This is a genomic window from Streptomyces sp. Da 82-17 (genome assembly GCF_046098215.1).
In the GTDB taxonomy this organism is placed as follows: domain Bacteria; phylum Actinomycetota; class Actinomycetes; order Streptomycetales; family Streptomycetaceae; genus Streptomyces.
The window spans coordinates 284930-304609 of record NZ_JBJURH010000007.1; the positions used below are offsets into that span (position 1 = coordinate 284930).

The following is a 19680-nucleotide window of genomic DNA, read 5'->3' on the forward strand; positions in this document are numbered from 1 at the left end:
TCCGGACATGGCGGCCCATCAGTCACAGGGGACTTGCGCAACGCCTGCCGTCGCATGCAAGTATCGACCGCCGCCTACTTGGAGGGCTCCCCGAACTTGACCGAAGCAGCCGCGTTTCCCGCCGCCGCCGAGCGCCTGGTGCGCTCGGCGGGCGGTCGGCGTGCGCTGCGCGCAGCCCTGTTCGTGGGAGTGCTGTTCGCGTTCGGGCTGCTGTTCGGCGGCCGGGCGGAGGCGACGGAAGCGGCGGAACTGCCGCAGCCGTCGGACTCGGTCACGGCCACGTCGAGGACGACGGCCACACCAGACGCCGACACTGACGCCGACGCCGGTGCTGATGCCGACGCCGACCGGGGCACCTTCAGGTCCACCGAGAATCCGTCGAGTTCGGGCACCGGAACCGCGTCCGACAGCCCCTCCGGCCGCTCCGCCGACACCGCTGCCGAGCCCGACGCCGAGGGCCCCACCGCCCCTGCCGGGACGAACGCCGACAGCAACACCCCCTCCCGTACCGGCACTTCGCGCGCGGTGATCCTCGACGGCCACCGGGCCGGACGGAGCGGACCGGCCGCCTCGACCGGCACCGCGACCGCCACCCCGGCCACCTCGCCGCGCACCACGTCTCCGCGCTCCACCTCTCCCCGCACCACCCCCTCGCTCACCACGCGCGTAAGTCACGTCACCCGCTCCGCGACCGCCGCGACCGCGGCGACGGTCTCGTTCGCCCGTTCCGCGGCGGGCGAGTTGACGCGTACGGTCGCGGAACCGCTCGGGGCGCTGGCCGAGGAGGCCGCGCGGCGGATGCCCGAGTCGCCGTTCCCCAGGCCCTCGTGGCCCGGGCTCGGAGACCTCGGACCCGGCACGGGTGCCCCGGCCCCCGGCCCCGCGCAGCCCGCGCCGGAGCCCACCGCTCCGCACGGCCGTGACGGCAAGGCGCGCCAGGACGGCGACAAGGCCGGGGACAAGGGCGCGGCGTACCACCTGCAGGGCCCGGGCGCCGTGGTCGGACACCTCGGTCAGGACGGCGGCACGGGCCGGGAGGCGCGGCGGCCGCAGCCGCAGCTGCCGTTCGACGGCCCGCTGGGCCCCGGCCCGTACGGCATCGCGGCGCACGCGGTGTCCGACGGCAGCGCGCAGCGGCACGGTGAGCTGCACGCGGCGGCCGTCTCCGGTGCGCCCTCCTTCGGGCTCGTGGCGGGCGAGGGCCCGGCCGCGGCGCACCACCCGACCCGCGACAGGCATCGCGACATCCTCGAATTCCCCGGCTAGGGCAGGCCTTTCCCCGCCTCGGACCTGCCGCGCGGGGGCGGGACAGGTCTGCCCATCCCGTGGAGCGCCCCATTCCCCTTGCGCTCCCGACCCCCTCGAATTCGAAGGAATCGACGCAAGCATGAGCAAGCACAGCAAGCCCAGCAAGGCCGTCACCAGCAGCCGGAACCTGCGCCGTTCGATCGTCATAGCCGCCGGCGCCACCAGCATGATCGCGATGGGCGCGGCCGGTGCCAACGCCGCCGAGCTGCCCTCCTCCGCGCTGCCGCTGAGCACCGCGGACGTGGACGTCGACGTCACCGCGGACGAAGGCCTCCAGGACACCCTCGGCGACGCGGTCGAGGGCGCGAACGGCACGGTCGAGTCGACCGTCGGCGGCGTGCAGGACCGCGCCGAGGGCGTGACCGGCAAGGCGACCGGCACGGCGAAGTCCGCGGCCGGCCAGGTCAAGGGCGCGAAGGGCCAGGTCAAGGGCCAGGTCAAGGGCGCCGCCGGTCAGGCCAAGGGCGCCGCGGCCGACCTGAAGGACCTGCGCGCCGGAGACGTCCAGGACGCCGCGGGCCAGGCCCGCCAGTACGTCGAGGGCGAGCTCCCGGCGTACGGCGCGATCCCGGCCGTCGGCACCCCGGAGCTCGGCGCGGTCCAGGGCCACCTCGACCAGGCGCAGGGCCACGTCGGCGAGGCCGCGGGCTACGCGCAGGGCCACGCCGCCCACGTGCAGGGCCACCTCGACGAGGCGAAGGGCCACGTGCAGGGCCACGCCGGCGACGTGCGGGGCCACGCGGAGGACCGGGTCGCCGACGCCAAGGGCGACGTGGACTACCTCTTCGGCCCGCTCGCCGCGTTCGCCCCGGAGCTGGCCGCGCAGGCCCCGGCGCTCGCCGAGCAGGCCCCGGGCCAGGTGCAGGACACCCTCCTCCAGACGCAGGGCCAGGTCCAGGACACCCGCCTCCAGGTCCAGGACCAGCTGCGCACCCAGGTCCAGGACACCCGCGGCCAGGTCCAGGACACCCGCGGCCAGGTCCAGGACACCCGTGACCAGGTCCAGGGCGTCGGCCTCCAGGTGCAGGGCCAGGCGCAGAGCCTGGTCGCCGGTGCGCCGGGTGCCGTCCAGGGCGCGGTCGCCAAGGCCCAGCCGATCGTCGACGAGACGTCGTACGCCGTGCTGCCGCCGCTGGCCTCGGCCGCCGTCGACTCGGCCGTGCCGGTCGCCGGCCAGGCCGTGACCGACGCCGGTGTGCTCGCGCAGGACGTCAGCGTCGACGTGCAGCCGTTCGCGGCCGGTGTCGTCGGTGAGGTGCAGCCGTTCGCGGGCGCCGTCGTCGAGGACGCCAAGCCCGCCGTCGCCGGCATCGCCGACGAGGTCACCACCCTGGGCCAGGGCGTGGGCGAGAGCACCAAGGGCCTCACCCAGAACGTGACCGCCGGCGTCCAGCCGCTCGCGCAGGACCTCACCACCACGGTCAAGTCGGACGTGAACCCGCTCGTGAACAACGCCGTCTCCGGCGTCACGAACACCGTCTCGGCGATCACCCCGGGCTTCGTCTCGGGCCTCTGATCCCCACAGGGTCGGCCTCTGATCCCACGAGGTCGGCCTCTGTTCCCACAGGGCCGGGCCTCTGATCCCGGGGGCGGCCCAGGGCCGGTACGGGGCCGCCGCCTCCCGCGACCACCGCGCGGAGGCGCCCGTACCGGCACGGCACCACTCAGACAGCGGGTCGGGCGGAGACCTGCTGCGCAACCCTTCCGGGCGTGCCCGGAGGCAACGCGCAGCGCCGCCCGGCCCGTTTTCTGTGACCGTAATCACCGCCGGAGTGTGATCTGCGATTTAGGGACCCACGTCCCGCGGCGATAACCTGCGAGACGGACATGCCGCGTCCACGGACACCGTGCACGCCTCCCTCAGTGACAGCGCCGTCACGTTGCCCTTCGCGGCACGCCCACGCAGAAAACGAACGTGACAGAACGCGAAAGCGACAGCGCACCGAAAAGAAGTGCCTGCCGCACGCGATCGACGCGATACCACTGAAAAGGGACGGACGCGCGTGGACCTGTTCGAGTACCAGGCGAGGGACCTCTTCGCCAAGCACGGTGTACCGGTGCTGGCCGGTGAAGTCATCGACACGCCTGAGGCAGCCCGCGAGGCGACCGAGCGGCTTGGCGGCAAGTCCGTCGTCAAGGCCCAGGTGAAGGTCGGCGGTCGCGGCAAGGCCGGTGGCGTGAAGCTGGCGGCGACCCCGGACGAGGCCGTCGCTCGCGCGACGGACATCCTCGGCATGGACATCAAGGGCCACACGGTCCACAAGGTGATGATCGCCGAGACGGCTCCCGAGATCGTCGAGGAGTACTACGTCTCGTACCTCCTCGACCGTACGAACCGCACCTTCCTGGCCATGGCGTCCGTCGCCGGTGGCATGGACATCGAGGAGGTCGCCGCGTCGACCCCCGAGAAGCTCGCGAAGGTGCCGGTCGACTCCAACGAGGGCGTCACCATCGAGAAGGCCCGCGAGATCGTCGCGCAGGCCAAGTTCCCGGCCGACGTCGCCGAGAAGGTCGCCGAGGTCATGGTGACCCTGTGGGACACCTTCGTCGCCGAGGACGCCCTCCTCGTCGAGGTGAACCCCCTCGCGAAGGTCGCCTCCGGCGACATCCTCGCCCTGGACGGCAAGGTGTCGCTCGACGCGAACGCCGACTTCCGTCAGCCCGAGCACGAGGCGCTCGAGGACAAGGACGCAGCCAACCCGCTCGAGGCTGCGGCCAAGGCCAAGGGCCTCAACTACGTGAAGCTCGACGGCGAGGTCGGCATCATCGGCAACGGCGCCGGCCTGGTCATGTCGACCCTGGACGTCGTCGCGTACGCCGGTGAGAACCACTCCGGCGTCAAGCCCGCCAACTTCCTCGACATCGGTGGCGGCGCCTCCGCCGAGGTCATGGCGAACGGCCTGGAGATCATCCTCGGCGACCCGGACGTCAAGTCCGTCTTCGTCAACGTCTTCGGCGGCATCACCGCCTGCGACGAGGTCGCCAACGGCATCGTGCAGGCCCTGGAGCTCCTCAAGTCCAAGGGCGAAGAGGTCACCAAGCCGCTGGTCGTGCGCCTCGACGGCAACAACGCGGAGCTGGGTCGCAAGATCCTCAGCGACGCCAACCACCCGCTGGTGCAGCGCGTGGACACCATGGACGGCGCGGCCGACAAGGCCGCCGAGCTCGCGGCCGCGAAGTAAGGGACGAGGGACAGAACAGCCATGGCTATCTTCCTCAACAAGGACAGCAAGGTCATCGTCCAGGGCATGACCGGCGCCACCGGCATGAAGCACACCAAGCTCATGCTCGGTGACGGCACCAACATCGTCGGCGGCGTGAACCCGCGCAAGGCCGGCACCGAGGTCGACTTCGACGGCACGTCCGTCCCGGTCTTCGGTTCCGTCAAGGAGGCCATGGAGAAGACGGGCGCCAACGTCTCCGTCCTCTTCGTGCCCCCGGCCTTCTCGAAGGCCGCCGTCGTCGAGGCCATCGACGCCGAGATCCCGCTCGCCGTGGTCATCACCGAGGGCATCGCCGTCCACGACTCGGCCGCCTTCTGGGCGTACGCCAAGGCCAAGGGCAACAAGACCCGCATCATCGGCCCGAACTGCCCCGGCCTCATCACGCCGGGCCAGTCCAACGCCGGCATCATCCCGGGCGACATCACGAAGCCGGGCCGCATCGGCCTGGTCTCGAAGTCCGGCACGCTGACGTACCAGATGATGTACGAGCTCCGTGACATCGGCTTCAGCTCCGCCGTCGGCATCGGTGGCGACCCGGTCATCGGCACCACGCACATCGACGCCCTCGAGGCGTTCGAGGCGGACCCCGACACCGACCTGATCGTGATGATCGGCGAGATCGGCGGCGACGCCGAGGAGCGTGCGGCCGACTACATCAAGGCCAACGTCACCAAGCCGGTCGTCGGTTACGTCGCGGGCTTCACCGCCCCCGAGGGCAAGACCATGGGCCACGCCGGCGCCATCGTCTCCGGCTCCTCCGGCACCGCGCAGGCCAAGAAGGAGGCCCTCGAGGCCGCGGGCGTCAAGGTCGGCAAGACCCCGACCGAGACGGCCAAGCTGGCGCGCGCCATCCTCAACGGCTGAGCCGCACCGCTTCACGCACGCGGGCCCGCACCCCTCCTGCCAGGGGTGCGGGCCCGCGTGCGTTCCGGTGGCGGACGGCGAACGGCGGACGGCGGAAAGGTGGAAGGCGGAAGGCCTTGCCGTCCTACTCGACGAGCGGGGCGAGCCGTTGGGGACCGTTCCCGGGGTCGGTCCGCAGCTTCTTCTGCAGCCACTTGTCCTGCGCCGTCAGCGGTGCGGGCCCCATCCGCGGCGGCACCCCGGCGATCGGCGCACCGGGCGCGGGCACCGGCTCGTACTGCCGCGGGGACGTGGCGAGCGCGAGCGCGGAGGCGCCGATGATCAGTGCCGTGAACGCGATCGCGGCCCGCGTCCAGAACCGTGAGCGGTGCTCTCCGCCCTGGCGTACGACGGGGGCGGGGCCGGAGCCCAGCTTCTCGGCGCGCGCCAACTCGTCCAGCCTGCGCTGCAGTTCGGCCGGTTCGGCCAGCTCGGGCAGTTGCTGGGCGACGGCCTCGCGGGCGTGCAGGAGCCGGTGCGCCGCTGCCGGAGTGGAGGCCTCCGTCTCGGCGGCGGTCTCCGGCAGGTCCAGCCCGACGCCGTCGTAGAGGACCAGGGTCCTGCGGTAGGGCGCGGGCAGGCTGAGCAGGGTGTCGAGGAGCTTGCGGTCCTCGGCCTCCGCGGGCGGCACGTCCGGCTGCCGGTGCCTGCGCCGCAACCGGTGCCACGGCGACAGCGCGTACTCGTACGCCGCCGCCCGCACCCAGCCCACCGGGTCCCGGTCGACGGCCACCTCCGGCCAGCGCTCCCAGGCCTGCTGGAACGCCCGCTCCACCGCCTCCTTCGCGAGCCCCCGCCGCCCGGTGAGCAGATAGGTCTGCCGTACGAGGGCGGGCGCGGTGAACGCGTAGAGGGCGTCGAAGGCCTGATCGGGGGTCAGACGGCTGCCGACGGATTCGGTCGCCGATTCGGTCGCGGATTCGGGTGCAGAGGGGCTCGCGGGGCCGGTCGCCGCCCCGGCACCCTCGACGGCGGCTGCGGCCGGGGCGGGCTCGGTCGGCACGCCCTCGGCCGGCGCAGGGTCGGTCCGCGCAGGCTCGGTCCGCGCAGGCTCGGTCGGCGTCCCCTCCTCCGCGGCAGCGGCGACCTCCGGACCGGCGACCTCCGCGTCGGCGACCTCCGGAGCGCCGGGCTCCGCAGTGGCGGTCGCCTTCGAGCCGTGGGACTTCCCGCCCCCGTGCGCCGCCTTCGCGTTCCGGGACGCCGAGCCCGAGTGGCCCTTCGACGTTCCGCCCGGTGGTCGTTTGCGGGCCGGGGCGGCGGCGAGCAGGCGGGCGTATGCTGCGCGCTTGCTTCCTCTCGGGGTGGTGCGGCCGGTCTCCCAGGACCTGACCGTCTCGCGGGTGACGCCGACCTTCGCGGCGACCTGTGCCTGCGTCAGATCCTGCGCCTCCCGCAGCCGTCGGCACTCCTTGGGGGACGGCAGGGGGTCGGCGGCGCTCTGGGTCATGTCGGACTCTCCACACCGTGGGCCGTAGGACCGTCGTTCGGGCCGTCGTGCGCAAGAAGGACCGCGGTGGTGCGTGCGGCCCAATGGCGTACGAAAAAGAACATAAACGTATATTGGGCGACACTGCGTGTATTCGCCTGTTACGACGAGAAAGCGCGTGTCGTTGGGACCATGGCGGGCGTGACGCACACGACCGACCGCAGCTCCTCGCCCCGTCCCCCAGCCGGTTCGCAGGCCTCGGCGGCGCCCCCGTCGGTGCTCGGCGGGCTCGCGCGCAGCGGTCGGCGGCGCAGAGCCTCGGCGGTCGTGGGCAGTGTCGTCGGGGGAGTGGTCGCGGCCGGGCTCGGGCTCGGGGCGCTGGCCGTCCTCGTGATGGCGGGCTGGATCAGCTCGCCCTACCCGGACAGCGGGCCGGACGACGCGCTGCACGTCACCGCCGCCCTCTGGCTGCTCGCCCACGGCGCCGACCTGGTCAGGTCGGACACGCTCACCGGCAGCCCGGCCCCGCTCGGCGTGACCCCGCTGCTCCTCGTCGTCGTGCCCGCGCTGCTGCTGCACCGCGCGGGCCGGGACGCCGCCGAGGCCGCCGACGCCGCGGAGCGGCCGCGGCTCGCGTTCGGCGGGGTGGTCGCCGGATATCTGGCGGTCGGGGCGCTCGCCACGTGGTTCGCGGCGGACGGGCCGTTGCGCGCCGACTCGTTGAGTGCCGTCCTGCACCTCGTCGCGCTCGCCGTCCTCGGCACGGCCGCCGGGGTGTGGGCCGCGTACGGCCGACCGCACGGCCCGCTGCCCGCCCCGCTGCGCCGCCTCCTCGACGCCCTCGACCCGGAGCCGGACGGGCAGACGAGCGGGAAGCCGGGCAAGGGCCCGGACGCGGAGCCGGGCGCGAAGCCGGACCGGCTCGCCGTACGGTCCCGTGCCGGGGCCGCGCTGCGGGCGGGGGCGGCCGGGGTACTGGTGCTCGTGGGCGGCGGGGCGCTGCTCGTCGGGGTGTCGCTCGTCCTGCACACGCAGGCGGCGCAGACCTCGTATCTGCAGTTGAGCGATGTGTGGTCGGGGCGGGGCGCGGTGCTCCTGGTGGCCGTCGCGCTGGTGCCCAACGCCGCGGTGTGGGGCGCCTCTTACGGGCTCGGGCCGGGCTTCGCGCTCGGTGCGGGCGGTGCGGCCTGGCCCGCGGCGGCTTCGACGGAGGTGCTGCTGCCGCCCTTCCCGCTGCTCGCCGCGGTCCCGGACGCGGGTGCGGGTACGCCGCTGACCTGGTCGGCGTGCGCGGTCGGCGGGGCGTGCGGGCTCACCGTCGGGTGGTTCACGGCGCGGGCGGCGGTGCCGAAGGGGGAGCCGGAGGCGGCCTGGTCGCGTGGCGCAACGGCGTTGACGGCGGGGCTTGCGGCGCTGGTGTGCGGGCTGGCGCTCGCGGCTCTCGCGGCGCTCGCGGGCGGCCCGTTGGGCGACGGGGCGCTGGCGGACTTCGGGCCGGTGTGGTGGCGGACGGGCGGTGCGGCGCTGCTGTGGGCGGGGCTGCTCGGGGCGCCGGTCGCCCTGGGGCTGCGGGCGTGGCGGGTGCGGACGCGGCGGGCGGGCCGCGCGGGGGACGCGTGGACCCGCCTCGGGGGACGGTTCCGGCTGCCGTCGTTCGGGCTGTCAAGGCTGCGGGCCAAGCTCCCCGCGCTCAACATCCCTGCCCCGAGGCTCCCTTCGGTCCGGCTCCCGGGCATCCGGCTTCCGCGGGTACGGCTCCGCCGGCGGCGGAAGCGTGCGGACGGTGCGGACGAGGAGGGCGCCGGCTTCGAGCCGTACGACTTCACGGCGACGCTCGTCGGCAGGAGGGCCGGTAAGGGGAACGGGAAGGAAGGCTGAGGCGGCCGGCCTCCAACTCGGCTTCCGCACAAGCCGGTTCCGTCGGATCGTAGCCACTCCCTAACGCGGCAACAAGGGTTCTGGTAAACCGCATTAGTAACTCCCAGCTAAATCGCATTAGTTGGGTGCGATGTATTGACGTGTCTGCATGGCACGGGCAGCTTTCCTTCCGGACTTCCCCGTAGGACTTCCGCGTAGAACTCCCTACCTTCCGTGAAGGGCTGATGACCTGATGGACCGCAGAACGTTTCTCGGCATGCTCGGGGCGGCAGGGGTGGGCGTCGGTCTCGCCGGTCCGGTCGGGCCGTTCGCGCTCCCGGCGAGCGCCGCCGCCGACCCGGCCCCCGGGCGGGCCCCGCACCAGCCCTACATGCACGGCTACAACGCGGCCTCGCTGAAGAACTGGAGCCCGCAGACCGACCGTTGGGCCCGCTACTTCCGCTCCCGCGTCCCGCGTGCCGCCCGCATCGCGCCCTTCGCGGCGACCCAGGCCGACCCGGACCTCGCGACCGGGCCGCAGCTGATGAACCTGAGCTACGACTACGACAACTCGTTCTTCACCGCGTACAAGTACAACGACGTCTACGCCCGCAGGCTGCTGCGCTTCTGGCAGTACACCGACCTGTACGGGTCCTGGCACGGCATGCCCGTCGACGGCTCGCCGACCGAGAACCCCGAGCACGGCCTGATCAACCTGCCCAACCCGGCCTACACCGACGCCGCGCACCGCAACGGGGCGAAGAGCCTGGGCTGCTGGTTCTGGCCGCGCAACGGCGAGTTCGCCGACTATCTGGAGCGGCGCGCCGACGGGAGTTTCCCGGTCGCGGACAAGCTGATCGAGATGGCCGACTACTTCGGCTTCGACGGCTACTTCATCAACCAGGAGGCCGAGACCGCGCCCGCCGACGCGGCGAGGCTGCTGGAGATGCTGAAGTACCTGCGCGCGCAGGCGCCCGAGGGCTTCCACGTGCAGTGGTACGACACGATCATGGTGAACGGGCAGCTGGACTACCAGAACCAGCTCAACGACAAGAACGCCCCCTGGATCCTGGACGGCGAAACCCCCGTCAACAACAGCCTGTTCGCCAACTACTGGATGCCGGACGACGCCCAGGTCGAGAAGTCCGTCGAGACGGCCAGGAAGCTGGGTCTCGACCCGTACGAGGTCGTCTTCCACGGCACCGAGAACGAGAAGTACGGCTACAACCCGCCGTACGACACCCGCCTGGTCTTCCCCGAGGGCAAGCCCGCCCGCACCAGCTGGGCGCTGTTCGGCTCGCACTTCGCCTGGGACCGCTACCCGGACCGCGAGAACCCCGACGCGCAGCCGGCCGTGTTCCAGCGGGAGCGGCGCTACTGGTCGGGCCCGAACGAGGACCCGACCCGCACCGGCCGCACCGAGTACGTGCCCTGGCCGCACGAGGACGACGGCAAGGGCCGCGACATCGACAACCACAAGAAGTGGGACGGCGTCGCCCGCTACATCACCGAGCGGTCCGTGATCGGCGCGTTCCCGTTCGTCACCCGCTTCAACACCGGCCACGGGCGCGCCTTCTGGCTCGACGGCAGGCCCGCGGGCGAGCGCGAGTGGGCCAACGCCGGCATCCAGGACATCCTGCCCACCTGGCAGTTCTGGACCCGCAGCGGCGGCACGGGCGCCCCGCTGACCGTCGACTACGACTACACGCGCGCCTACGACGGCGGCTCCTCGCTGCGCCTCTCCGGTGAGCTCGGCCCCGAGAACCCCACGACGGTACGGCTGTTCAAGACCGCGCTCGACGTGCGCGGCGGCGAGACGCTCGCCGTGACGTTCCTGACCGGGCGGGCAGGCGCCGACAGCGGCCTGGAGGTCGGACTGCTCTTCGCCGACGCGCCCAAGACCTTCGAGTGGCTGCCCGCGGGCCGCGCCGAAGGCGCCTCCTGGACCACCGCCAAGCACCGCCTGGACGCGTTCCGGGGCCGCACCATCGCCGCGATCGGCGTCCGCGTCACGCAGGCAAAGGCCGGTGAATACGCCCTGAACATCGGCGAGTTGGCCCTGCTCGGCGCCGACTCCGCCCGCCCCGACACCCCGTCCGGCTTCACCGTCGACGCCACGCACGTCGCCGCCGACGGCCGCTCCGCCGAGGTCTTCCTGTCCTGGCGGATGCGGGAGCAGGGCGTCTGGTACTACGACGTCCACCGCGAACTCCCGGACAGGCGGCGGGAGTCGGTGGGCCGGATCTACGACGAGGTGTACTACGTCAAGTCCCTGACCCGCGCGGGCACCGAGCGCACCACGTCCCTGCAGCTCGTCGCCGTCGCCCCGGACGGCGCCCGCAGCACCCCGGCGACCGCGGAGGTCCGCTGGAACTGATCGGTTCGGAGCACCCCATGTCCCACCCCGAGAGACCTGGAGGAACGCTGTGCCCCGCTTGGCCAGAACCCTGACCGCGCTCGCCGTCGCCACGTCCATGGCCGCCACCGTCTCGGCCGCCGCCCCCGAACCCGCCCCGCGCGCCGGCGCCGCCGCCGAGGCGTCGCTGCCGGTCGTGTCGCCGACCCCGCGCGCCATGTCCCGCACCGGCGACGACGTCCTCGTGCCCGGCCGCGCCGAGCTCGTCGTGGACGACCGCACGGACGCCGCCGCCCGCCGCCTGATCGTCGAGACGCTGCGGGCCAACGGCGTCAAGGACATCGACGTGCGCCGACAGGCGAGCGGCAACGCCCCGTTGACGCTGCTGCTCGGCCCCGCCGACCGCGCCGACGTCGCGCGGGCGCTCGGCGACACCGCCGTGCCCGACCACGCCGAGGGGTACGCGCTGCGCGTCTCCGGCGGAGCGCGCGCCTCCGGCACCGTCGCCGTGGGCGGCACCGACGCGGCCGGGCAGTTCTACGCCGTGCAGACCCTGCGGCAACTGTTCACCCGCACCGAGGAGGGCACCGCGAGGATCGCCGGAGCCTCGGTCAGCGACCGCCCGGCGATGCCGCTGCGCGGCAGCATCGAGGGCTTCTACGGGCCGCCGTGGACCCACGAGGAACGCCTCGACCAGATGGAGTTCCTCGGCGACGTCCGCGCCAACACCTATGTGTACGCGCCCAAGGACGACCCGTACCACCGCGAGAAGTGGCGCGAGCCCTACCCGGCCGACAAGCTCGCCGAACTGGCCTCGCTGGTCGAGCGCGCGAGCGACCACCACGTCCGGTTCACGTTCGCCGTCTCGCCCGGCGCCTCCATCTGCTACTCGGACCCGGCCGACACCAAGGCGCTCACGGCGAAGCTGCAGGCGCTGTACGACGTCGGTGTCCGCTCCTTCTCCATCCCGCTCGACGACATCAGCTACACCAAGTGGAACTGCGCCGCCGACGAGGCGGAGTTCGGCGCTCCGGGGCGCGGCCCGGCGGCCGAGGCGCAGGTGCGGCTGCTCAACACCGTGCAGCGCGAGTTCATCGAGACCCGCGAGGGCGCCAACCCGCTGCAGATGGTCCCGACCGAGTACGGCGACCTCACCGACACCGCGTACAAGCAGCTGATGCGCGCCACCCTCGACCCGCAGGTGGAGGTGATGTGGACCGGCACGGACGTGGTTCCGCCGGAGATCACCGACGAACAGGCCGAGCGGGCCGCCGAGTTGTTCGGCCGCAAGGTGTTCGTCTGGGACAACTACCCGGTCAACGACTTCGCCAGGACCCGCGGCCGGCTGCTCCTCGCCCCGTACGACAAGCGGGAGCGCGGGCTCTCGGCGCACATCAGCGGGCTCGTCTCCAACCCGATGAACCAGATGTCGGCCAGCAAGCCCGCCATGTTCACGATGCTCGACTTCGCCTGGAACGACGAGGCGTACGACCGCGAGCGGTCCGCCCGGCAGGCCGCCCTGTACCTGTCCGGCGGCGACGCGCGGGTCGCGGACGCGCTGCAGCGGTTCGTGGACCTCAACCACCTCGCACCGACCTTCGGCGACCAGCCGTGGCAGCCGCAGTCGCCCCGCCTGACCGCGGAGACGGCCGCGTTCTGGACGGCGTACGAGGCCGAACCGGCCGCCGCGCTGCGGGAGTTCGGGGACGTCGTCAAGGAGATCCGCCGGGCCCCCGCGACCCTGCGCGAGGGCCTGCCCGACCGGCTCTTCCTCTCCGACGCCGACCGCTGGCTGGACGCGACGCAGCTGTGGGGCGAGGCCATGGACCACGGCCTGAACACGCTCGCCGCGATCGAGGCGGGCGACGCGGCGAAGGCGGCGGCCGAGCGCGAGGCGATGGACGCGGCGGCCGCCGCGGCCGGAAAGATCACGGTCGATCCGGAGGAGCACCACCAGGTCGGCCCGGTGCTGCTCGGCGACCCGGTGATCGAGGAGTTCCTCGCGGAGGTGGCGAAGCGGCACGACGCGACCGCGTGAACAGCGGCGGGCCTTCGGAATCCGTACGTCGTCCGTACGTCACGGGATTCCGAAGGCCCGCTCGCGTCGCTACTCCGGCGTGCTCGCGTTCGTCTCCAGGAGCGGGCGGAGCTGCTCCGGCAGGTGGTCGGCGCAGCGCTCCTGGGCCGTGGTGGTCAGGGCGTCGTTGACGCACGTGAAGTAGTCCCGGTACACGAGCTGCGCCGAGAACGTCACCGCCACGACCGCCAGGGCAAGCGAGCCGACCACGATGCCGCTGATCGCCGCCGTCCGCTGCGGCCGCGCGGGCTGCTGACCGGGAGCGGGGGCCGACGGGGCCGGTGCCGCGGAAGAGGCCGGGGGCTGTGCCTGCGCCTGGGCCCGACCGGTGATCGCGTCCACGTCGGCCTTCGCGGCGTCCGGCTTCGCCCCGGCCTTGGCCCGCAGCGAGCTGATGCCCCAGTACAGCGCGAGCGCGCCGAGCAGCAGGCCCACGTACGTCCAGCTGAACAGGGCGAAGAAGAAGCCCCACATGCCGGCGAGCAACGCGTACCGCGCGCGGCGCTGGACCGGGTCCGTCGGGTCCCAGCGCAGGCCGCCGCCGGGGCCGCCCTGCCCGCCCTGGCCGTCGCCGCCCTCGCCGGGGCGCTGGCCGAACGGGCCGGAGGAGCGGCCGGGCTGCCGGCTGCTCCAGCGGCCACCGCCCTGCTCGTCACCGCCGCCCTGCTGCCGCGGCTGCCACGGCCGGTCCGGGCTGCCCTCGGGCGGGGGCGCGAAGGGGTTGTCCGCGCCGCTCGGGCCGTCGCCCCGCGACCCGGTGCTCTCCGTCCTGGAGCCGGTGCGCTCCGTGTCCGGGCCCGCGCTCGGCCGGGGCCCGTCCTCGGACGGGTCCTCCTGGGACGAGGACGGGGGCGTGGGCAGTCGGTCCGGCATCTGGTGTGCGTCTTCCCCTAGTTGAGGCCCTTACAGGGCATGCGTAGCGCTTGCTTCCCTGACGCTACCTTCCGGCCGGGTCCCCGTCCCGCGGGGGCCGCATCGTGTGCCGGTATCGTTGCTGACGGTCGAGCGCTTCGTAGAGTTCCCCGTATCGGGACCCATGAAGCATTCGTACGACCGCACAAAGCCGAGCAAGCCATGAAAGGGCCCCGTCGTGGCCTCATCCGCCTCCGCCCCGAAGCGCCTCGTCGTGCTCGTCTCCGGGTCCGGCACCAATCTGCAGGCGCTGATCGACGCCGTCGACGCCGCGGGCAGCGCCGCCTACGGCGCCGAGATCGTCGCCGTGGGCGCCGACCGCAGCGGCATCGCCGGCCTGGAGCGGGCCGAGCGTGCGGGCCTGCCGACGTTCGTGTGCCGGGTGCAGGACCACGCCACGCGTGCGGAGTGGGACCGGGCGCTCGCCGAGGCCGTCGCCGCGTACGAGCCCGACCTGGTGATCTCCGCCGGGTTCATGAAGATCGTGGGCAAGGAGTTCCTCGCGCGCTTCGGCGGGCGGACCGTGAACACCCACCCCGCGCTGCTGCCCAGTTTTCCCGGTGCCCACGGCGTCCGCGACGCGCTCGCGTACGGCGCGAAGGTCACCGGCTGCACCGTCCACTTCGTCGACGACGGCGTCGACACCGGCCCGATCATCGCCCAGGGCGTGGTCGAGGTCCGGGACGAGGACCACCAGGACGGTGGCGAGGCGCTCCACGAGCGCATCAAGGAAGTCGAGCGCAAGCTGCTCGTCGAGGTCGTGGGGCGTCTGGCCCGGCACGGCTACCGCATTGAGGGACGAAAGGTTTCCATCCCGTGACCGCCGAAGGTACGACCGTAGAAGGTCCCCGCCCGATCCGCCGGGCGCTCATCAGCGTCTACGACAAGACCGGTCTGGAAGAGCTGGCGCTCGGGCTGCACGAGGCCGGGGTCCAGCTGGTCTCCACCGGCTCCACCGCCGCGAAGATCGCCGCCGCCGGGGCCCCGGTCACCAAGGTCGAGGAGCTCACCGGCTTCCCCGAGTGCCTGGACGGCCGGGTCAAGACGCTGCACCCGCGCGTGCACGCCGGCATCCTCGCCGACCTGCGCCTGGACAGCCACCGCGAGCAGCTCGCCGAGCTGGGCGTCGAGCCCTTCGACCTGGTCGTCGTGAACCTGTACCCGTTCACGCAGACCGTCGCGTCCGGCGCCGGGCCCGACGAGTGCGTCGAGCAGATCGACATCGGCGGCCCGTCGATGGTCCGCGCCGCCGCCAAGAACCACCCGTCGGTCGCCGTGGTCACCAGCCCCGAGCGGTACGCGGACGTGCTGGCCGCCGCCAAGGAGGGCGGCTTCGACCTGGCCGCCCGCAAGCGGCTCGCCGCCGAGGCCTTCCGCCACACCGCCGAGTACGACGTGGCCGTGGCCTCCTGGTTCGCCGCCGACTACGCGGGCGAGGGCGAGGAGTTCCCGTCCTTCATCGGCGTCACGTACGAGCGCAAGAACGTGCTGCGCTACGGCGAGAACCCGCACCAGGCCGCCGCGCTCTACACCGGCGGCTGCGGCGGTCTCGCCAATGCCGAGCAGCTGCACGGCAAGGAGATGTCGTACAACAACTACACGGACACCGACGCCGCGCGCAGGGCCGCGTACGACCACTCCGAGCCGGCCGTCGCGATCATCAAGCACGCCAACCCGTGCGGCATCGCGGTCGGCGCGGACATCGCCGAGGCGCACCGCAAGGCGCACGCCTGCGACCCGCTGTCCGCGTTCGGCGGTGTGATCGCGGTCAACCGTCCGGTCTCCGTCGCGATGGCCGAGCAGGTCGCGGAGATCTTCACCGAGGTCATCGTGGCCCCGGACTACGAGGACGGCGCCGTTGAGATCCTCGCCAAGAAGAAGAACATCCGCGTCCTGCGCTGCCCCGAAGCGCCGGAACTGGTGGCCGAGTTCAAGCCGATCGACGGCGGCGGCCTCGCCCAGGTCACGGACACCCTGCAGGCCGAGGGCGACGACCCGGCGAACTGGACCCTCGCGACCGGTGAGGCCCTGTCCGAGGCCGAGCTGGCCGAGCTGGCCTTCGCCTGGCGGGCCTGCCGGGCGGTGAAGTCCAACGCTATCCTGCTCGCCAAGGACGGCGCGTCCGTCGGCGTGGGCATGGGCCAGGTCAACCGGGTCGACTCGGCGAAGCTCGCCGTCGAGCGCGCGGGCGCGGAGCGGGCGGCCGGTTCGTACGCCGCGTCGGACGCGTTCTTCCCGTTCCCCGACGGCCTGGAGATCCTCACCGCGGCCGGCGTCAAGGCCGTGGTCCAGCCGGGCGGTTCGGTCCGCGACGAGCTGGTCGTGGAGGCGGCGAAGAAGGCGGGCGTGACGATGTACTTCACGGGGACGCGGCACTTCTTCCACTGACCGGGCACGTCAGGTACGACGGGCGGCGGGTCGCAGCACAGCGCCCCGCCGCCCGTCGGCGTTCGTTCGGGATCAGGCCTCGGTCAGCCTTCCACCACCCCCAGCTGCTGCATCAGTCCGAGGTCGTCCCAGTTCCACCAGGACTCCGCGATCCTGCCGTCCTTGCAGCGGAACGTGGCGTGCCCGGTCCCGGAGACGTCCTTGTTCGTCGCCTCGATGCCCTGGAACTCCCCGGTGTGCTTGCCCCGGAAGGTGATCCGGCAGCACACCGTGTCACCCTCGGCGATGATGCTCTCCACCGTGAGCTGCGGGTTGAAGGCGTCCATGACCTCGCCGTTCTCCCGCTTGGCCTGCGCGAGGTCGATGTCGTACGAGGAGAGGGCCGGGTCGTGCTCCCGGTAGTCGGCGGTGCACAGCTCGTCCGCGAGGTCGAGGTTCTTGCCGTTGACGACCTCGTCGAAGAAGCGTTGGCAGGTCGCCTTGTTGAGCTGCTCGTCGCGGACGACGTCGAGGTCCGTGAACGTGGGCATCCCGTCGCAGGCGGCGACCATCTCCTCGAAGATCCGGTTGGTCTCGGGGAGGTCGGAGTTCTTCATCGCCTCCTCGTACGACGGGAACTCCACGATCTCGACGACGTGGGTGGAGTCGGAACGGTCCCGGCCGACGATCGAGTGCGTGGCGGTCCGCTTTCCCTGTGTCGCTACGACCCAGTCGTCCATCAGCCGGTTGAGCCGGTCGAGGTCGTGGGTCTTGATGTCGATGAGCTGGACGAACGTCATGAGTCGCTCCTGAGGAAGAGCGACCGTGCTAACCAGTGGGGGATTTCAGGCTATACCCGGCATCGCGGACCGTCGCGCCGGACCTCCCCGGGGCCCCGTACGACGCGCAGCGCCCCTCTCCGACCGCTGCCGGAAAGGGGCGCTGCGCACTGCCAACTACGGGGCCGTTACGGCTTCTTGATGACCAGGGTGTGGGCGGCCTTGTCGTGCCAGCCCGCCTGGCGGCCCGAGTTGTCCCAGAGCGGCGACAGGAACACGAGCAGTGTGCCGATGCCGCAGAGCAGACCGCCGAGCTGCGGGATGACCCACCGTACGAACCCGCCGCCGATGCCCGGCGCCTGCCCGGTGTCGTCCTTGACGACCTTGATGCCGACGGCCATCTTGCCGAGCGTGGCACCCGCGAAGGAGATCATCAGCCACTCGTAGAGGAGGGTGATGAGGAGCAGAGCGGCCATGACGCCGAGGCCCACGAACAGCGCGTTCATGAAGGCGTCGTCACGGCAGGCGTAGTAGTCGGCGTCCCGCCAGTCGCATTTGTCCGCCTCGTCGGCCAGCCCCAGCGCGCCGAGCAGGCCGACGGCCGTGAAGATGCCGTAGATGATCCCGATCACGACGCCGTCGATGAGCCGGGCGCCGAACCGGGACCCCATGCTGGCGAGTTGGACGGTGCCGAGCGCGGGCAGCTGCACGAAGCCGTGCCCGACCGGGGGCTGCGCGGCCGGCGGGTAGCCCGGCTGCTGGTAGCCGTACGCCTGCTGGGGCGGGACGCCCTGCGGGGCCTGCTGGGGGTAGCCGTAGCCGGGCTGGGCCGGGGGCTGCTGGGGCTGCTGGCCGTACGGGTTGTTCGGGTCGCCGAAGCTCATGGCGTCTTCCTCGAAGAGAAAGCGCCGGCGGCGGCCGGCGCTTTCGTCGTTGGTGTGGTCGTGCCGTCCGCTACGGCTTCTTGATGACCAGGGTGTGGGCGGCGCGGTCGTGCCAGCCCTGGGTCTTGCCGGAGTTGTCGAAGAGCGGGGACAGGTAGACGAGGAGCATGCCGATACCGCAGACCAGGTAGCCCGCGTACGGGATGATGTAGCGGATGAAGCCGCTGCCGGCGCCGGGAGCCTGGCCGGTCTCCTCCTTGACGACCTTGATGCCGACGGCCATCTTGCCCAGCGTGGCGCCCGCGAACGAGACCATCAGCCACTCGTAGAGCAGACCGATGACGATGAGCAGGCCCACCATGCCGAAGAAGACGCCGAAGAAGCCGGTCGACGCGTCCTGCATACAGGCGTCGTAGCCCGGGTCCATGTAGTCGCCGCACTCTTCGGCGGCGTTACCGGCCACGCCCACCATGCCCATGACGCCCACGACGGACAGCACACCCATGATCACGGAGATGATCAGGCCGTCGATCACGCGGGCACCGAAACGGATTCCCATGCTGGCCAGCTGCACGGTGCCCAGCGCCGGAATGTTGATGTAGCCGTTGTTGGCCTGGACCGTGCCCGGCTGCTGCGGGTAGCCCGGGTAGCCGGCCTGCGGCTGCTGCTGCGGGTAGCCGTAGCCCTGCTGGGGCGGGACGCCCTGCGGGGCCTGCTGCGGGTAGCCGTAGCCGGGCTGGCCCTGCGGCTGCTGCGGGTAGCCGTACGGCTGGCCGCCCTGCTGGGGCTGCTGCGGCTGCTGGCCGTAGGGGTTGTTCGGGTCGCCGAAGCTCATGGCGAGGCTCCTCCGGGGAGTTGGGGGGGACTGGGTTCGAGCGGTGTTCAGTAGCGCGGGCGCTGGAACCACTGGGCCGTTTCGCGCTTCGCGGCGAACACGATCAGCAGGATCGACAGCGCGATGAGCGCGAGGCCGAGGCCGTACGTCGTGATGTTGAAGATGCCGGTGATGATCGCGAGCGAGCCGTAGACGATCGCGAAGACCCGGACGCCGTTGCCGCCCGTCGGCCACTTCAGGAAGAGCGCGAGGCCGACGATCGCCCACACCGTGGCGAGCACCAGGAAGAAGCCGATGAAGCCCATGCCGAGGCCGGCGGCGGCCGTGGCTTCGTCACCGGTGAGGCCCGAGTTGTCGACGTAACTGTCGAAGACGGCCATCGCGACGCCGTACAGGATCGCCACGAGCAGGTGCGCGCCGGCGACGATCGCCAGGAAGATCCGGGCCTGCCGGGCGGGCTTCGGCATCTCCGTCGGGCCGACCGGGTAGCCGCCGTACGGCTGCTGGACCGGCGGCGCCTGCGGGTAGCCGTAGCCGGGCTGGCCCATGGCCTGCTGGGGCTGGCCGTAGGGCCCGGCCTGGGGCTGCTGCCCGTAGGGACTGTTGGGGTCGCCGAAGCTCATGGCGCTTGTTTCCTCCGTTGACGTGCGTGGACTACGCGGCTGGTACGGAGGATCTTGGTCAGAGCGGTCTTGCGGTGTTCCCCCCGTGCACTGCCCGCGGCACTGCGCCGCTCATCGTTCTAAAAG

Annotated in this window: 15 protein-coding genes; 9 read left to right on the forward strand and 6 right to left on the reverse strand. The window is 72.3% G+C overall.

The window, feature by feature from the left end:
* Positions 1-96 precede the first annotated feature (96 nt).
* The 4 genes from ACIDOF_RS14995 to sucD all read left to right on the forward strand — a co-directional run bounded on the left by ACIDOF_RS14995 (position 97) and on the right by sucD (position 5396).
* The gene (locus ACIDOF_RS14995) at positions 97-1266 is read left to right on the forward strand and encodes a hypothetical protein (RefSeq protein WP_409006324.1); all 1170 of its coding nucleotides are present in this window, start codon (positions 97-99) and stop codon (positions 1264-1266) included.
* A gap of 121 nt (positions 1267-1387) precedes the next feature.
* Positions 1388-2824 (forward strand): hypothetical protein, encoded by a 1437-nt coding sequence (locus tag ACIDOF_RS15000; RefSeq protein ID WP_409006325.1) that lies wholly within the window; start codon positions 1388-1390, stop codon positions 2822-2824.
* Positions 2825-3311: 487 nt separating this feature from the next.
* Entirely contained in the window at positions 3312-4490 is a 1179-nt protein-coding gene (sucC, locus tag ACIDOF_RS15005; RefSeq protein WP_409006326.1) for an ADP-forming succinate--CoA ligase subunit beta, read from the forward strand.
* Between the two features lie 21 nt (positions 4491-4511).
* Entirely contained in the window at positions 4512-5396 is an 885-nt protein-coding gene (gene sucD, locus ACIDOF_RS15010; protein WP_282511032.1) for a succinate--CoA ligase subunit alpha, read from the forward strand.
* 124 nt (positions 5397-5520) lie between these two features.
* On the opposite strand, the gene ACIDOF_RS15015 is transcribed toward sucD, so the two are convergent.
* Positions 5521-6885, reverse strand: coding sequence for a helix-turn-helix domain-containing protein (locus ACIDOF_RS15015; protein ID WP_409006327.1), 1365 nt, complete (start codon positions 6883-6885; stop codon positions 5521-5523).
* 180 nt (positions 6886-7065) lie between these two features.
* Here ACIDOF_RS15015 and ACIDOF_RS15020 point away from each other — a divergent pair, with 180 nt between their 5' ends.
* The 3 genes from ACIDOF_RS15020 (at position 7066) to ACIDOF_RS15030 (ending at position 13115) form a co-directional block, all read left to right on the forward strand.
* Positions 7066-8742: a DUF6350 family protein gene (locus ACIDOF_RS15020; protein WP_409006328.1), complete on the forward strand. Its 1677-nt coding sequence runs from the start codon at positions 7066-7068 to the stop codon at positions 8740-8742.
* A gap of 232 nt (positions 8743-8974) precedes the next feature.
* Positions 8975-11098, forward strand: coding sequence for an endo-beta-N-acetylglucosaminidase (locus ACIDOF_RS15025; protein WP_409006329.1), 2124 nt, complete (start codon positions 8975-8977; stop codon positions 11096-11098).
* A gap of 49 nt (positions 11099-11147) precedes the next feature.
* Positions 11148-13115 carry a beta-N-acetylhexosaminidase family protein gene (locus ACIDOF_RS15030; protein WP_409006330.1) on the forward strand — a complete coding sequence of 656 codons (1968 nt, stop codon included), beginning with the start codon at positions 11148-11150 and terminating at the stop codon, positions 13113-13115.
* A gap of 69 nt (positions 13116-13184) precedes the next feature.
* Here ACIDOF_RS15030 and ACIDOF_RS15035 read toward each other — a convergent pair whose 3' ends face one another.
* Positions 13185-14027, reverse strand: coding sequence for a hypothetical protein (locus tag ACIDOF_RS15035; protein ID WP_409006331.1), 843 nt, complete (start codon positions 14025-14027; stop codon positions 13185-13187).
* 217 nt (positions 14028-14244) lie between these two features.
* Here ACIDOF_RS15035 and purN point away from each other — a divergent pair, with 217 nt between their 5' ends.
* Together purN and purH are read left to right on the forward strand one after the other, a co-directional pair.
* On the forward strand, positions 14245-14886 hold the full coding sequence (gene purN, locus ACIDOF_RS15040; protein ID WP_409006332.1) for a phosphoribosylglycinamide formyltransferase: 642 nt from the start codon (positions 14245-14247) through the stop codon (positions 14884-14886).
* Positions 14883-16454, forward strand: a complete 1572-nt coding sequence (gene purH, locus ACIDOF_RS15045) for a bifunctional phosphoribosylaminoimidazolecarboxamide formyltransferase/IMP cyclohydrolase (protein ID WP_409006333.1) — start codon at positions 14883-14885, stop codon at positions 16452-16454. The genes purN and purH overlap by 4 nt, the downstream gene beginning before the upstream one ends.
* Positions 16455-16537: 83 nt before the next feature.
* Here purH and ACIDOF_RS15050 read toward each other — a convergent pair whose 3' ends face one another.
* The 4 genes from ACIDOF_RS15050 to ACIDOF_RS15065 all read right to left on the reverse strand — a co-directional run bounded on the left by ACIDOF_RS15050 (position 16538) and on the right by ACIDOF_RS15065 (position 19554).
* Positions 16538-17233, reverse strand: coding sequence for an ester cyclase (locus ACIDOF_RS15050; protein ID WP_409006334.1), 696 nt, complete (start codon positions 17231-17233; stop codon positions 16538-16540).
* 167 nt (positions 17234-17400) lie between these two features.
* Positions 17401-18096, reverse strand: coding sequence for an RDD family protein (locus ACIDOF_RS15055; RefSeq protein WP_409006335.1), 696 nt, complete (start codon positions 18094-18096; stop codon positions 17401-17403).
* A 70-nt stretch (positions 18097-18166) separates the two neighbouring features.
* On the reverse strand, positions 18167-18931 hold the full coding sequence (locus ACIDOF_RS15060; protein WP_409006336.1) for an RDD family protein: 765 nt from the start codon (positions 18929-18931) through the stop codon (positions 18167-18169).
* Positions 18932-18978: 47 nt separating this feature from the next.
* Positions 18979-19554, reverse strand: a complete 576-nt coding sequence (locus ACIDOF_RS15065; RefSeq protein ID WP_409006337.1) for a hypothetical protein — start codon at positions 19552-19554, stop codon at positions 18979-18981.
* Positions 19555-19680 lie beyond the last annotated feature (126 nt).